The following is a 13574-nucleotide window of genomic DNA, read 5'->3' as shown; positions in this document are numbered from 1 at the left end:
TTCGCCAAGGCGGGTTCCTCCCGCAACCCGCACCTGTGCACGGCCTACGCGCAGGAGGCGGTGGTGCTGCAGGCGCTGCCCGCCGATGTCCCCGCACCGGCGTTCGTGGGCGCGGGTCACCTGCTGCCGGGCGAGGCCGACGAGTACGAGTGGCGGATCGTGCTCGCCGACGTGCTGGACGGCGGGCTGCCGCAGCCCTGGACGGAGCAGAACCTGTCGGTCGTGCACGAGGCGTGCCTGGCGAGCGTCGAGGCGCTGACCCCCGTGCCGGATGCGCTGGAGCTGCCGTCCCTGGCCGAGGCGATCGGCGGCAAGCCCGACGTGCAGGCCTGCTTCCCGCGGCTGCTCGCGGGCGACCTGCGGCTGACCGCCGGTCAGCCGGGGTGGTTGCCGAGCCGGTACGCCGAGCTCGCCGACCTCGTCTCGGCGGCGCCAGCCCACCCTGGAGGGCGACACCGCCTGCCACACCGACCTGCGGGCCGACAACATGCTCGTCGGTCCCGCCGGCGCGGTGTTCGTGGACTGGAACTGGCTGATGCGCGGCGCCGGGTGGACCGACTTCGTCGGCCTGCTCCCACTCGCCCGCCGCGACGGTGTGGACGTCGAGGCCTGGCTGACCCGCAGCGCGTTGACCCGCGACGTCCCCCCGGCGTCCATCGACGCCTGGCTCGCCGTCATCGCGGCCTACATGCTGCCGAACGCCGACGAACCGGTCTGGCCCGGCGGTCCCCCGCTCGTGCGCGTGCACCAGCGGCTCTACGCCCGCACGTTCCTGGACTGGCTCGGCGCCCGCCGCGGCTGGACCACCGCCCAGCGTTGATCACGTTCAGTGGGTCTGGACCCGCTTCCCGAGGCGAACAACCCTCGAGAAGCGGATGCCAGCCTCGATCCGGGGGCGGGGCGAACGTGCATGATCACGGCGGTGTGGGGGGCTGGCTCCAGCGGGCGCTAGCGGCGGCCGAGGGTGTAGCGGACCTGCTGGCCGAGACGGATGCTGCCGTCGTCCCCACGCAGGTCGTCGAGCAGCCCGAACGCCTTGTCCCGCAACGCGTCCCGCTCGGCCGGCGGCACGCACTCCCACATGGCTCGCTGGCCGTGCGACCAGCTGAACTCGTGCCAGTGCTCCGGGTCGCGCAGCACGGCGTCCACGGTGGTGGTCTCGGTCCGGACGTCGAGCAGCCCGGCGGCCGCGAACAGCGACTCCACCCCCTCGTCGCTGGCGAACGGACCCCGTCGTCCGGAGGTCCGCGCGTCACGCATCTGCGGGGGCAGGTACGGCGTGAACACGTCGTCGATCTGCGTCCAGGCCGGCGCGCTCGGTCCGAACGTGGCGACGCCGAGCCGTCCCCCAGGTCGAAGCAGCCGGTGCCACCCGGCCAGCGCCGCCGCCGGATCCGGCAGGAAGAACAGCACCAGGGACGACGCGACGACGTCGTACTCCTTGTCGGCCAGGTCGGGAGCGCTGGCGTCGGCCACGTGCACGTCCACCTGCCGCAGACCGCGCTCCTCGGCGACGGCAGCCGTGGCGGCGACCATCTGCGGGGACAGGTCGATGCCGGTCACCCGACCGCTGGACCCCACCGCCTGCGCGAGCGGGAACAGGGCCGCGCCCTTGCCGCAGCCGATATCGAGGGCGCGCTCACCCCGGCGCGGCATCAGCGCCTCGACGAGCCCCTGCGCGATCGGCCCGAACCAGGGCACGCCCACGTTGTCATAGGTGTCGGCGGCCCGGTCGAACACGCCGACCACGCCCCCGGCCGGTCCACCCGAGGGCGGCGAGCTGGGCGATGTCGACATGCCACCGACTCTGTCAGCCCCCGCGGCCCGCGGGAAGGCCCTGGGCCTGTCGGTGCGGGCTGGCACGATCGCTCGCATGCCCACCTTCACCCTCAGCCAGGTCGAGCACGCCATCCGTGGCGCCTGGAGCGCCGAGACCACCTTCGCCAAGCCCGAGTACCTCGCCGGCGTTGCCAGCCCGGCCCGCGGGCAGTGCGGGCCGACCGCACTCGTCGTGCAGGATCTGCTGGGCGGCGACCTGGTCATGGCTGACCTGCTCGGCCCGAACGGCGACGGCGTGCACTACTGGAACAGGCTCGGTGCGCTGGACGTCGACCTCACCCGCGAGCAGCTGCTGCCCGGCGAGCTCCTGCAGGCCGAACGCGTGGTCGAGCGTCGCCGCCCCGCGCCCGACGGCCCCGCGGAGACCGCGTACCGGCTGCTGCACGACCGCGTGCTGCGCACGCTGGGCGTACCCGCGGGCCAGTTCAGCTCAGCGTCGTCACCGACACCTGCACCGTGAGCTGAGCGGCTCCACCGCCAGCGAGGATGCCGCGAACCGGCGGTACGTCGCCGTAGTCCCGGCCACGGCCCGTCACGATGTGCTGGTGTCCCGCGGGCTTGACGTTGGTCGGGTCCCAGCCGTACCACTCGCCAGCCCACCACTCGACCCATGCGTGACTCTCGCCGCGTTCGGTCTGGCCGATCTCGGCGTCCGCCTTCGGGTGCAGGTAGCCGGACACGTAGCGTGCCGGCAGGCCGACCGAGCGCAGCGCTCCCACGGCGAGCTGGGCGAAGTCCTGGCAGACCCCGCTCTGCGCGTCCCAGGCCTCCATCGCCAAGGTGTGCACCCCGGTCGAGCCCGGGCGGTAGGTCAGCCGGTCGGACACCAACTGGCAGACCGCCTGTGCCGCAACGGAAGGAGCGAGTCCGGCGGCGGCGTCCTGGGCCAGCGCGGCCAGCTCCTCGCTCGGCCGGCTGCGTTGGGTGGCCACCAGGAACTCGCACCACCGGTCGCGGACGGCGGGGTCGCGCACGGCGTCCCACCCGGCGTCCGGCGGTGTCCCGGCCGGTGCGACCACAGCGTCGACGGCACCCACGACCTCGAGCTCGTCGTGCTCGGTGTGCACCTCGAAGCCCACCACCCGGGTGCCCCAGTAGTCGACGTACTCGCGCCGCCAGGTCACCGGCTCGACGGACACCCGCGCGCTGAGCACCTGCTGGCGGGCGTCCGACGTGGGCAGCAGCCGGCACTCGTTGTAGGACGCCGAGACCGTGCTCTCGTAGCGGAACCGGCTGACGTGCTCGACACGGAGCCGCGGACCGGAGGGTCCCAGTGGGGCCAGGCTCACGAGACCTCCCGGACCCAGGACGTGGCCACACCACGGGGGAAGTAGCGCCGCGAGATCGCCTCGCTGGACTGGGACACCGCGCGCTGCAGCTCCTCCATCTCGCCTGCCGGGTCGAGCAGCATCTGGGACAGCGGGCGGTACTCCAGGTCGGTCCGCTGCCGACCGAGCAGGCGCCGGGCGTCGTCGCGCACCCCGAGCCGCCGGGTGGCCGAGACCGAGTCGACCTCCAACGCGGCCAGGCAGGACTCGGCGGTCAGCAGCGCGTTGACGACGGACCGCGGGAACAGCCGGTCCAGCAGCATGAACTCCAGGGCTCGGTCCTCGGTCGCGGCCGCTCCGAACGCTCGCACGAACGCCTCGTGCGCGCCGCAGGAGCGCAGCACCAGCGCCCAGGCCGGCCCCGACGAGCCGCGCAGGTCCTCCGACGCGAGCATCCGAGCGGTCATGTCGACGCGTTCGATGGACCGGCCCAGCAGCAGGAAGTGCCACGGCTCGTCACGGCTCATCGTGGAGTCGGCGATCCCCACGACCGTGGCGACCCGCTCCCGGACCCAGTCCATGAACTGGTGCGGACCACGCCCGGCGCGTCCGGTGGGCGTCAACGCGTTGTAGGTCGTGTTCAGCGACTCCCACATCTCGGTCGAGATCGTCTCGCGCGCCCGGCGGGCGTTGGCCCGGGCCGCGCGCAGCGAGTCCACGATCGAGCCGGGCTCACGCGCGTAGGCGAGACGGTTCAGCATGGTCAGCCGGGTGACCTTCTCCTCCAAGGCCACGGGTTCGGCGCCCATCACTCCCAGCAGCACCCGGCACGAGGCGTCCTCGTCGAGCCACGGGTCCTCCAGCAGCAGCTGGAGGTGGACGTCGAGGATGCGCGCCGTCCCGTCGGCCCGCTCCAGGTAGCGGCCGATCCAGAACATCGACTCGGCGATCCGGCTCAGCACGTCCGCTCCCCGCAGCCCTGCTGCCGTTGCTGGTGCCGTTGCTGGTGCCGTTGCTGCTGCTGTTGTTGCTGCTGCTCGCCGCGAGCGTCGTCCGGCGCCAGGTCCGGGCCAGCCATCTGGGCCTGCCGGGCCGGGCGCCGCGAGGGCCTCGGCGGGGTGGCGTCGTCCCCGATCACCCAGGTGTCCTTGGACCCGCCGCCCTGGCTGGAGTTGACGACCAGCTGGCCCTCGGGCATCGCGACCCGGGTCAGCCCGCCGGGCAGCACCCAGACCTCGTCGCCGCTGTTCACGGCGAACGGCCGCAGGTCGACGTGCCGCGGGGCCAGCTTGTCGTCGATCACGGTCGGGATGGTGGACAGCGAGATCACCGGCTGCGCGATCCAGCCGCGCGGGTCGGCGATCAGCCGCTGGCGCAGAACGTCCAGCTCGGCGCGGCTGGCGGCCGGTCCGATGACCAGCCCCTTGCCACCGGACCCGTCCACCGGCTTCACCACGAGCTCGTCGAGCCGGTCGAGCACCTCCTCCAGCGCCTCCGGCTCCTCCAGCCGCCAGGTGTCCACGTTGCGCAGCAACGGTTCCTCGGCCAGGTAGTACCGCGTCAGGTCCGGCAGGTAGGTGTAGACGAGCTTGTCGTCCGCGACGCCGTTGCCGACCGCGTTCGCCAGGGTCACGTTGCCGGCGCGGGCCACCGAGAGCAGCCCCGGGCAGCCGAGCATCGAGTCGGCCCGGAAGTGCACCGGGTCCAGGTACTCGTCGTCCACCCGCCGGTAGACCACGTCGACCCGCCGCTCACCGGACGTCGTCCGCATCCAGAGCCGCCCCCCGTGGCAGACCAGGTCGCTTCCCTCGACGAGCTCGACGCCCATGGTCCTTGCCAGCAGAGCGTGCTCGAAGTAGGCGCTGTTGAAGATGCCCGGGGTGAGCACCACCACGTTCGGGTCGGCCTCGGCATCCGGGGCGGTCGCGCGCAGGGCCGCGAGCAGACGACGCGGGTAGTCGTGCACCGGACGAACCCGCTGGGCCAGGAACGGCTCGGGGAGCACCTGGCTGACCGCCTGACGGTTCTCCAGCACGTAGCTGACCCCGGACGGCACCCGGACGTTGTCCTCCAGCACCCGGAACTCGCCGCGCTCGTCCCGGATCAGGTCGATGCCGGAGACGTGCACCCGCACTCCCGCAACCGGTTCTATCCCCGCCGCGGCGCGGTGGAAGTGCGCGGACGACGTCACGACCCGGCGCGGGATGACGCCGTCGCGCACCGCGGTCTGCGGGCCGTAGACGTCCTCCAGGAAGGCCTCGAGCGCGCGGACCCGTTGCGCCACACCGGCCTCGACCTCGGACCACTCCTGGGCGGTGATCACCCGTGGGACGACGTCGAGGGGGAACGGGCGCTCCTCGCCGCCGATGTCGAACGTGACCCCGGCGTCGAGGTAGGTGCGGGCGACGACGTCGACCCGGCCGCGCAGCTCTGCGCCGGTCAGCTTGCTCAGCGCGGCGTGCAGCTTCTCGTAGGCCGGTCGCGGTTGGCCCGGAGCGGCGTACATCTCGTCCCAGGCGGCTGCGCCGGGGCGTGGCCGTTCGCCCCCGGACGACGCCGGCGGGGGCGGCACGGACGCGGCCTGGCTCACCGGGCGCACGGTAGGTGCTCCAGATGTCGGGCACGTAACGTCGCCATCACGTGCCCACCCTGCCGTGACACGAACGCGCTGACCAGTGCCCGGGCCCTCCCGTCGTCCCAGCCGTCGGCGGACCTAGCTCGGGCGCTGGGACCTCGGCAGGCGCGCTACGACGTCCGCGTACGAGGCGTCGACGGCCTCGAGGACCTCGTCGTCGCTGATCGCGCCGTTCAGCGTCAGCGTGTTCCAGCCGTACCGCCCGATGTAGGCCATGACGCTGGCGTCGTCGGGGTACCTCTGGAGCCACTCGTCGGCCTCGTCCCGGGACCGGCCGCACTTCAGGCCCACGGACCCCTCGCCGGTGAAGGCGAAGATCTTCTCGCCGACCTTGGCGACGACGTCGCCCCCCCAGGGCTGGTCCTGCCAGGCGCCGGGCAGCGCCAAGCAGTGGTCGAGGAGCTGCTTGGCGTCCACCCGACCAGCCTCGGCGGGCCGCGACGCGTGGTCAACCCCTCCAGCTGAAGCGATTGGGTCGCTGCCGCGTGCAACCGAACGGGACCTGGGATACGAAGAGCGTTCACGAGCGACGGGAGGGCTCCATGCCGGTGACGGACCACACGCTAGAGGTCGGCGACGACGTGCACCTGATCGCCGGTGCGCATCGAGGTCACCGTGCGCAGCTGCTCCAGGTCGGGGACGACACGAGCAGCCGGCACACCGTGCGCTGCGAGGATGGCGACACCCTGCGGGTCAGCAAGGCGCACGTTCAGCGAGGCGACCAGGCGAGCTGAGCGCTATCGGGGCCCGCACGGTGGCCACCACCCCGGCCGCGCACCACGCGGCGAGGTAGATCGCTCCCCCGGCCGGCCAGCCGCGGTTCGCCAGGACGCTCCCGATCAGCGGCGCCGTACCGCCGACCAGTGCCGTCGCCAGCCCGTACGTCATCGCGACACCGGTCGCCCGCAGCTCGACGGGAAAGCGCTCGGCGAGGTACGCGCTGACCACCAGTGACCCCAGCAATGCCCCCACCACGACGTCGGCGACCAACAGCCCGGACGTCGAGCCCGAGCTCGCCAGCCCGTAGAGCGGCAGCACCAGGACGCCCAGCCCGACCGTCCCGGTCGCCAGCAGCGGTCGTCGGCCGACCCGGTCGGACAGCAGGCCCAGCAACGGCGCGGACAGCGCGGCGACCACCAGCCCCGCCCCCGCGCAGCCGAGCGCCACGGGCAGCCGATGCACGTCCTCGGCGACGAGATGGGCCGGCAGGAAGACGAACCACACGTTGAAGGTGGCGGCGAGCACCCCGATCAACGCGAAACCGGTGCGGACGGCGCGCCCGTGCTCGCGCCAGACCCGACCGAGCGACGGCGCGGGACGTCCTGGCCCCAGCGCCCGGAACTCAGCGGTCTCCCCCAACCGCCGCCACCCGGACCAGCCGACGAGACCCAGCGGCACCGCGAGCAAGAACGGGATGCGCCACCCCCAGCGCTGCAGGTCGTCGGCGGACAGCACGGCCGAGACGATCCCGGCCACTGCGATCCCCGACGCGATGCCGCCGGCGACGGTCGAGGTGTGCCAGCCGCCGTACAGACCCCATCGGGTCCGCGGCGCGGACTCGGCCACGAACGGGATCGAGGAGCTGATCCCACCACCGGACGAGAACCCCTGCACCATCCGGAGCAGCAGCAGCAGGACCGGGGCCAGCAGACCGATGGCCGACCACGGCGGCAGCAAACCGATCGCGGCCGTGGCGGCGGTCATCAGCAGGACCATGGTGGCCAGCGCCTGGCGACGTCCCGACCGGTCGGCCCGCAGGCCCACCAGGATCGCTCCGAGCGGCCTGGTCAGGAACGACGTCGCGAACACCGCGAAGACCGGGACCAGACCCTCGCGGGCCGCGCCGCTGGGCAGGACCACCCCGACCAGCACGGACGCGAGCGCCCCGTAGACCGCGTAGTCGTACCACTCCACGGCGCTTGCGGCGCAGACGACCACGAGCGCACGGCGCGGGACCACGCGAGCCGTCGAGGGCCCCGACCCGGCTGGCATCCACACGCTCCCCTCCGGCCCGGTGGCGCACGGCTCGGACCGGCCCGGAGGGCCACGGCAGCTACCGGGTGACCCGGTCGACCTCGATCCCTCGTCGCGCCAGCGTCTCCAGGAGCGCCTTCAGCTCACCGACGTCACCAGACGCCACGGTGAGCACATTGTGGCGCGGGACCACGGTCACGTCGAGGGTCGGCAGGACCTGCCCGAGCAGCAGGTCCACCCGGCCCCGCACCGTGACCTCGACGCGCAGCTCTCCGGTCACGGCTGCGCCGGTGAGGCCGGCAGGCGCCGCACCTCGACCAGCTCGAGCCCCAGCCCCTGCAGCCGGGTGAGCAGCCCGAAGAGCGCCGCCTGGTCGGGGACGACTCCGGTGAGCACGGTCTGGGCCGGCACGACGTCGGCGGAGAGGAAGTCCAGCTCCTCGAGCAGCTCCGGCGGCAGCTGTCCGCGGACGTGGACCTCGAACGGCTGAGCCAACACGAGCTCCTCCTCCAGCGGGCTACCTCCATGGTGACCGTTCCGCGTCGTGGCGCTTCACCCGAAGGGGGTACTCGGGAGGACGGCAGCGGGCCGGTGCTGCCCAGCAGTACGGTGAACGCTAGGTGCGCCGCGGCGGGTGGTCTGCGGGGGCCCGACCCAGACCGGGAGCAAGCGTGGGGCAACAGGTCGACCAGCCGACGATATCCGGCGCTCCGCCCGCGTTCTTCCGCCCCCCGGAGGCGGCCGACCTCGGCCTGCTGGCGAGCAAGCTCGCCCTTCCGCGCGTCCCGCCCTCCTTCGTGCCCCGCCCGCAGGTCAGTGCGTTGCTGGACGCCGGCACCCGTGGTCCGCTGACCGTGGTCAGTGCCGGTGCGGGCTGGGGCAAGACGCTGACGACCGCCGGCTGGGCGGCCGCCGGCCGGCCCGTCGGCTCGGTGGCGTGGCTGTCACTGGACGTCATGGACAACGAGCCCCGCACGTTCTGGTCGTACGCCGTGGCCGCGCTGCGCGGCGCGGTTACGCCGCCCGCCGGCAACCCGTTGGCCCAGCTCGTGCCCGGGCTCGGTGGCGAGGTCGCCGACCTCAACCGGCTGACGGCCGGTCTGGCCCAGCTGCCCGTGCCCGTCGTCCTCGTGCTGGACGACTTCCAGGTGATCCAGAACCCCGGCGTGCTCGACGGGGTGACCACGCTGCTGCGTCACCCGCCTCCTCAGCTGCGCCTGGTGCTGCTGACCCGGGCCGACCCCGTGCTCCCGATGCACCGGCTCAGGGTGACGCACGAGCTGGTGGAGATCCGTCCGCGCGACCTGGCGTTCACGGTCAGCGAGGCGGAGGCGCTGCTGGCCGCGGACGGGATCACCGTCGACGTCGCCGGGGCCGACCTGCTCGTGCAGCGAACGGAGGGCTGGCCGGCCGGGCTGCGGCTGGCCGCGCTCTTCCTGGGGCGCACGGGGCCGCAGCGGACCCCGGCCGACTTCGCGGGCGACGACCAGGCGGTCGTCGACTACCTCGCAGAGGAGGTGATCGCCAGCCACCCGCCGGACCTGCAGCGGTTCCTGCTCCTCACCTGCATCAGCGACCAGGTCAGCAGCGGTCTGGCCGAGGCGCTGACCGAGGAGCCGCGCAGCCAGCAGTTCCTGGAGCGGCTCGAGAGCACCAACGCCTTCGTCGTCGGTCTGGGGCCGGGACGGGAGTGGTACCGCTACCACGCCCTGATGCGCGAGATGCTCCAGCACCGGCTGGTCGTGGACGAGCCCGAGCTGGTGCGTGAGCTGCACCGGCGGGCCGCCCTCTGGTTCGCCGGGAACGGCGACCCGCTGGAGGCGCTGCGCCACGCCATCCGGGCACAGGACTGGCCGCTGGTCGGCAACCTGTTCGTCAACGACGCCCTGCCGCTGCTGGTGTCGGTGGATCGCGCCGCACTGGACCACGTGATCGCCGGCATCCCCGCCCAGCATCTGACGCAGAGCTCCCCGTTGGCGCTCTGCGCCGCCGCGCGCCTCATGCACGCCGGCCGTTTCGAGGCGATCCAGCCGTACCTCGACCTCGCCCAGGCTCGGCTGGAGGAGACCCCGGCCGACTCTCGACCGGGGACCGAGGTGGGGCTGCTGCTGCTCTCGACCGCGGTCGCCCGCTCCCGCGGCGACAACCCGGCGCTGGTCACTGCCACGGAGGAGGCCCTCGGACTGCTGGCCGGCCCGGCCATGGCCCTGCCGGCGGCTCGGGGATACCGCGCCACGGCGCTCGGCAACCTCGGCACGGGCCTGCTCTGGTCGGGGCGCCTGGACGCGGCCGAGCAGCGGCTGCGGGAGGGCCTCACCGAGGCGGACGGCTCGGCGCTGGAAGCCGCGCGGATCAACATGCTCGCGCACCTGTCACTCGCGGAGGTCGCCACCGGCCGCCTCCGGGTGGCGTACGCGCACGCCACCGAGGCGGTCGAGATCGTCGACGCGCGGGGCTGGGCGCCGTTGACCCAGGCCGCCACCGCGTACCTGTCGCTGTCCCTGGTCAACCTGCGCTGGAACAACCTGGACGAGGCCCAGGCGCTGCTGGCCCAGGGTCGGCGGGCGGCAGCGCTCGACCGGTCCCCGCGGGCCGCGTTCGGGCTGGCCCAGGCCCGGATCGACACCGCCCTCGGCCGCCTGGCCGCCGCTCGTGACCAGCTGGCCGACGTGCGCGAGGCCGTCACCGGCACCGGCTCGCCGACCTTCCTGCTGCGGTGGCTGGCCCTGGCCGAGGCGGAGCTCGACCTCGCGGCGGGCGACCCCACATCGGCGCTTCGTCGGATCGGGCCGGCGGTGAGCGTCGACGGCTCCCCGGGGGGTGGGCAGGTGCACGTCGCCCAGGCTCACCTCGCGCTGGGCCGGCCCGACCGCGCGGAGCAGGTGCTGGCGCCGATGCGCGACGGCGCCCCAGGCGGCTCGGGCGGCTCGGAGGTCGAGGTCTGGCTGCTCAGCGCCCTGACGGCCGACCGCCTGCGCGAGGACAACCGGGCGCTCGACGCCCTGCGGCGGGCCGTCGAGGCCGCCGAGCCCGAGGGGGTCCGCCGCCCCTTCGTCGTCCTGGACCCCGAGCACCTGCCGCGCCTGCTGACCAGCCTGACGCGCCTGCAGCCCCGGCAGAGCGAGTTCGCCACCGAGCTGCTGGCCGATCTGGTGCCCCACGACCCGGTTGCCGCAGCCGCAACCGAGCTCAGCGACCCGTTGACCGAGCGGGAGCTCAGCGTGCTGCAGTTCCTGCCGACGATGATGACCAACACCGAGATCGCAGCCGAGCTGTACGTCTCGGTCAACACCGTGAAGGCGCACCTCAAGCGCATCTACCGCAAGCTCGACGTGGTCAGCCGTCGGGCCGCCGTGCACCGGGCGCACGAGCTCGGCCTGCTGACCCGCTGACCAGCGGCCGGCTGGCGGCATGTATCGGCCGGGCCGGATCCTGCTCTGGTTACCGAGCGATCTCGTGGGTGGACGTCGTCGGCGTCAGCGGGTCGCGAAGGGAGGCCAGCGGCGATGTCCGGACGCGACGACCACTCGTTGGAGCTGACCCAGTGCCCGGAGTGCGACGCGCTCGCCGAGGTGCTCGCGCGCTTCACCCTGGCCAGCACCGAGGGCCTGGTGGAGCACGTGCGCGTGACCTGCCTGAACAAGCACGGTTTCGTGATGCCGGCCGAGCGGCTGGTGCCCGAGCGGCTCGTGGCCGAGCCGTCGCAGCGGCACCAGGCCCGGGCGCGGCGGCGGCGCGACTAGTCTTCGCGGATGCCGCTGCGCGACCTCCTGGCCCGGATCAGGCGACCCCTGCGCCGCACCGCGGGTTACCCCGGTGACTTCACGGGGACGTCGAGCACGCAGTACGCGCCGCACCCGGACGGTGTCGCCGACCCGGGCGAGGTCGTCTGGACGTGGGTGCCGTTCGAGGAGGACCACTCCCAGGGCAAGGACCGGCCGGTGCTCGTCGTGGGGCGGCAGCGCGGGCGGCTGCTGGCGCTGATGCTGACCAGCAAGGACCACGACCGGGACGCGGCGCGCGAGGCCCGGCACGGCCGGGTCTGGGTGGACATCGGGTCCGGCGCCTGGGACCCGCGGCGGCGGCCGAGCGAGGTGCGGGTCGACCGGGTGCTGCAGATCGACCCGACCGCCGTACGACGGATCGGGGCGCAGCTCGACCGGCCGCGGTTCGACGACGTCGCCGCGGCCCTGCGGGCGCGGCGGGGGTGGCGTTAGCCGTCTTTTGGTCGGTGGCGCCTGCGCTGGTAACCTTGATCCTCGCGTGCACACCCAGGTCGTGCGTGCACGGAGCAGCTCCGCCACAGGTGTCCCCACCACCTCGGTCCCGGAGCGGCTCGACGCCCTCTAACCGACCTATCTGACGAGCGAACCGAGAGAGTTCATCCGTGGCGAACATCAAGTCCCAGATCAAGCGCAACCTGACCAACCTCAAGCGCACCGAGCGCAACAAGGCGGTCAAGAGTGAGCTGCGCACGCACATCCGCAACGCGAAGGCGGCCATCGAGGCCGGCGACGCCGCCAAGGCCCAGGAGGCCGTGGCCGTGGCGTCCCGCAAGCTCGACAAGGCCGTGAGCAAGGGCGTCATCCACAAGAACCAGGCTGCGAACAAGAAGTCCGCGCTGGCCACGAAGGCCGCCGCGCTCTGAGGTAGCCCCACCGCACGTCCCGAGAGGCGCCGGATCCCTGACCAGGGGCTCGGCGCCTCTCGATTTTGCTGGGGATCAGGCCGTGCGACGGCGAGCGGCACCGATCTCGAGCACGGCCTTCTCGACGGCGTACACCGGGTCGCCTGCCCGGCGTCCCTTGATCGGCAGGCCACCCTTGACCGCGAGGTCGGCCGCGGCCACCGCCTGGATGGCGTCGGACAGCCCGGACGGCGTCCAGGCCCGCAGCTGTCGGCGGGCCTTGTCCACCTGCCACGGCGCCATGCCGAGGTCGCGGGCGACGTCCGCGGACCGCATCCCCCCGACGCTGGAGCTGGAGACCTTCGCCAGCGACCGTAGGCCGAGGGCGAGGACGGCGACGATCGGCACCGGGTCGACGCCGGAGGACAGGGCGTGCCGCAGTAGGCCGAGGGCCTGGTCGGTCTGACCGGCGATGGCCGCGTCCGCCACCTTGAAGCCGGTGGCCTCGACCCGGTCGCCGTAGTAGCGCTCCACCACGTCGAGCTCGACCGTCTCGGCGTCCTGCGGCGCGCCGTCCGGGGGCATGGTGTCGGCCATCAGCTGCGTGCAGCCCGAGGCCAGCTCTCGCACGTCCTGCCCGAGGGCCTCGACGAGGGCGACGACGGCCTCGGGGGCGATCCGGCGGCCGGCCCGGCGGAACTCGCCCTGGACGAAGGTGGTCTTGTCGGCGTCCGAGGTGATCTTGGGACAGTCGTGGACGCCGGCCCCGGCCTTCTTGGCCGCGTCGAGCAGACCCTTGCCGCGCTGACCGCTGCGATGACGCAGCACCAGCACGACGTCCGGCTCGGGTGCCAGGACGAGCGCCTTGGCATCCTCCAGCAGCTCGTCCGGCGCGTCCTCGAGGGCGCGCAGCACCAGGACGGTGCCCTCGCCGAACAACGACGGGCTGGCGTGCGCCGCGAGGTCGCCGGACACGTAGCCGGCGGGCTCGACCTGGACGACCTGCACCGACGGGTCGCCGGCCCGAGCGGCTGCGACGACACGATCCACGGCCCGCTCGGCGAGCAGGTCCTCCGGGCCGGTCACCAGGTGCAGCGGGCCGGCGGGGTCGACGTCGGGCTGACCCGTGCTGGGTCCGGCGGCTCGTCGGGCGGGCGGCGTCATGATGGCGACCGTATCGCTCACCTCCCACATCCTGGGACGGCGGCCCAGGCCCTTGCCTGCGAGCGGC

General features: G+C 73.4%; 16 protein-coding genes. 6 read left to right on the top strand and 10 right to left on the bottom strand.

What is annotated here, in order from left to right; genetic code table 11:
- Positions 1 to 487 precede the first annotated feature (487 nt).
- Positions 488 to 820 (top strand): hypothetical protein, encoded by a 333-nt coding sequence (locus ABEB17_RS16470; RefSeq protein WP_345717812.1) that lies wholly within the window; start codon positions 488 to 490, stop codon positions 818 to 820.
- Between the two features lie 128 nt (positions 821 to 948).
- Here the strand turns inward: ABEB17_RS16470 and ABEB17_RS16465 are convergent, their stop codons facing one another.
- Positions 949 to 1797: a class I SAM-dependent methyltransferase gene (locus ABEB17_RS16465; RefSeq protein ID WP_345717811.1), complete on the bottom strand. Its 849-nt coding sequence runs from the start codon at positions 1795 to 1797 to the stop codon at positions 949 to 951.
- 76 nt (positions 1798 to 1873) lie between these two features.
- On the opposite strand from ABEB17_RS16465, the gene ABEB17_RS16460 reads away from it, so the two are divergent.
- On the top strand, positions 1874 to 2299 hold the full coding sequence (locus ABEB17_RS16460; RefSeq protein ID WP_345717810.1) for a YunG family protein: 426 nt from the start codon (positions 1874 to 1876) through the stop codon (positions 2297 to 2299).
- Here ABEB17_RS16460 and ABEB17_RS16455 read toward each other — a convergent pair.
- The 8 genes from ABEB17_RS16455 to ABEB17_RS16420 all read right to left on the bottom strand — a co-directional run bounded on the left by ABEB17_RS16455 (position 2265) and on the right by ABEB17_RS16420 (position 8214).
- Positions 2265 to 3128 carry a transglutaminase family protein gene (locus ABEB17_RS16455; protein WP_345717809.1) on the bottom strand — a complete coding sequence of 288 codons (864 nt, stop codon included), beginning with the start codon at positions 3126 to 3128 and terminating at the stop codon, positions 2265 to 2267. The two genes, ABEB17_RS16460 and ABEB17_RS16455, sit on opposite strands and share 35 nt — an antisense overlap.
- Complete coding sequence (locus ABEB17_RS16450; RefSeq protein WP_345717808.1) at positions 3125 to 4069, bottom strand: alpha-E domain-containing protein; 945 nt, start codon at positions 4067 to 4069, stop codon at positions 3125 to 3127. The genes ABEB17_RS16455 and ABEB17_RS16450 overlap by 4 nt, the downstream gene beginning before the upstream one ends.
- Entirely contained in the window at positions 4063 to 5613 is a 1551-nt protein-coding gene (locus ABEB17_RS16445) for a circularly permuted type 2 ATP-grasp protein (RefSeq protein ID WP_345717953.1), read from the bottom strand. The genes ABEB17_RS16450 and ABEB17_RS16445 overlap by 7 nt, the downstream gene beginning before the upstream one ends.
- A gap of 207 nt (positions 5614 to 5820) precedes the next feature.
- Positions 5821 to 6159, bottom strand: a complete 339-nt coding sequence (locus ABEB17_RS16440) for an MmcQ/YjbR family DNA-binding protein (protein WP_345717807.1) — start codon at positions 6157 to 6159, stop codon at positions 5821 to 5823.
- 146 nt (positions 6160 to 6305) lie between these two features.
- Entirely contained in the window at positions 6306 to 6449 is a 144-nt protein-coding gene (locus tag ABEB17_RS16435; protein WP_345717806.1) for a hypothetical protein, read from the bottom strand.
- Complete coding sequence (locus ABEB17_RS16430) at positions 6436 to 7734, bottom strand: MFS transporter (protein ID WP_345717805.1); 1299 nt, start codon at positions 7732 to 7734, stop codon at positions 6436 to 6438. The genes ABEB17_RS16435 and ABEB17_RS16430 overlap by 14 nt, the downstream gene beginning before the upstream one ends.
- 61 nt (positions 7735 to 7795) lie before the next feature.
- Positions 7796 to 7996 carry a hypothetical protein gene (locus tag ABEB17_RS16425; protein ID WP_345717804.1) on the bottom strand — a complete coding sequence of 67 codons (201 nt, stop codon included), beginning with the start codon at positions 7994 to 7996 and terminating at the stop codon, positions 7796 to 7798.
- Positions 7993 to 8214 carry a hypothetical protein gene (locus ABEB17_RS16420; RefSeq protein WP_345717803.1) on the bottom strand — a complete coding sequence of 74 codons (222 nt, stop codon included), beginning with the start codon at positions 8212 to 8214 and terminating at the stop codon, positions 7993 to 7995. The genes ABEB17_RS16425 and ABEB17_RS16420 overlap by 4 nt, the downstream gene beginning before the upstream one ends.
- A 173-nt stretch (positions 8215 to 8387) precedes the next feature.
- On the opposite strand from ABEB17_RS16420, the gene ABEB17_RS16415 reads away from it, so the two are divergent.
- The 4 genes from ABEB17_RS16415 to rpsT all read left to right on the top strand — a co-directional run bounded on the left by ABEB17_RS16415 (position 8388) and on the right by rpsT (position 12364).
- Complete coding sequence (locus tag ABEB17_RS16415) at positions 8388 to 11108, top strand: winged helix-turn-helix domain-containing protein (protein WP_345717802.1); 2721 nt, start codon at positions 8388 to 8390, stop codon at positions 11106 to 11108.
- A 114-nt stretch (positions 11109 to 11222) separates the two neighbouring features.
- Positions 11223 to 11459, top strand: a complete 237-nt coding sequence (locus ABEB17_RS16410; protein ID WP_345717801.1) for a hypothetical protein — start codon at positions 11223 to 11225, stop codon at positions 11457 to 11459.
- Between the two features lie 9 nt (positions 11460 to 11468).
- Positions 11469 to 11933 (top strand): type II toxin-antitoxin system PemK/MazF family toxin, encoded by a 465-nt coding sequence (locus ABEB17_RS16405; protein WP_345717800.1) that lies wholly within the window; start codon positions 11469 to 11471, stop codon positions 11931 to 11933.
- A 170-nt stretch (positions 11934 to 12103) separates the two neighbouring features.
- Positions 12104 to 12364 carry a 30S ribosomal protein S20 gene (gene rpsT / locus ABEB17_RS16400; RefSeq protein WP_345717799.1) on the top strand — a complete coding sequence of 87 codons (261 nt, stop codon included), beginning with the start codon at positions 12104 to 12106 and terminating at the stop codon, positions 12362 to 12364.
- Positions 12365 to 12439: 75 nt separating this feature from the next.
- Here the strand turns inward: rpsT and holA are convergent, their stop codons facing one another.
- Positions 12440 to 13537, bottom strand: a complete 1098-nt coding sequence (gene holA / locus ABEB17_RS16395; protein ID WP_378227147.1) for a DNA polymerase III subunit delta — start codon at positions 13535 to 13537, stop codon at positions 12440 to 12442.
- Between the last annotated feature and the right edge of the window lie 37 nt (positions 13538 to 13574).

This window comes from Angustibacter luteus (assembly GCF_039541115.1).
Lineage (GTDB): Bacteria > Actinomycetota > Actinomycetes > Actinomycetales > Angustibacteraceae > Angustibacter > Angustibacter luteus.
Note: the sequence above shows the minus strand (reverse complement) of the source record. Positions and strands in the feature narration are given on the sequence as shown.

What these genes read in the sequence shown, in the direction of transcription:
- ABEB17_RS16410 (WP_345717801.1), top strand. Translation starts at nt 11,223, where the DNA reads ATGTCCGGACGCGACGACCACTCGTTGGAGCTGACCCAGTGCCCGGAG.
- ABEB17_RS16470 (WP_345717812.1), top strand. Translation starts at nt 488, where the DNA reads ATGCTCGTCGGTCCCGCCGGCGCGGTGTTCGTGGACTGGAACTGGCTG.
- ABEB17_RS16405 (WP_345717800.1), top strand. Translation starts at nt 11,469, where the DNA reads ATGCCGCTGCGCGACCTCCTGGCCCGGATCAGGCGACCCCTGCGCCGC.
- ABEB17_RS16465 (WP_345717811.1), bottom strand. Translation starts at nt 1,797, where the DNA reads ATGTCGACATCGCCCAGCTCGCCGCCCTCGGGTGGACCGGCCGGGGGC.
- ABEB17_RS16445 (WP_345717953.1), bottom strand. Translation starts at nt 5,613, where the DNA reads ATGTACGCCGCTCCGGGCCAACCGCGACCGGCCTACGAGAAGCTGCAC.
- holA (WP_378227147.1), bottom strand. Translation starts at nt 13,537, where the DNA reads ATGTGGGAGGTGAGCGATACGGTCGCCATCATGACGCCGCCCGCCCGA.
- ABEB17_RS16460 (WP_345717810.1), top strand. Translation starts at nt 1,874, where the DNA reads ATGCCCACCTTCACCCTCAGCCAGGTCGAGCACGCCATCCGTGGCGCC.
- ABEB17_RS16430 (WP_345717805.1), bottom strand. Translation starts at nt 7,734, where the DNA reads ATGCCAGCCGGGTCGGGGCCCTCGACGGCTCGCGTGGTCCCGCGCCGT.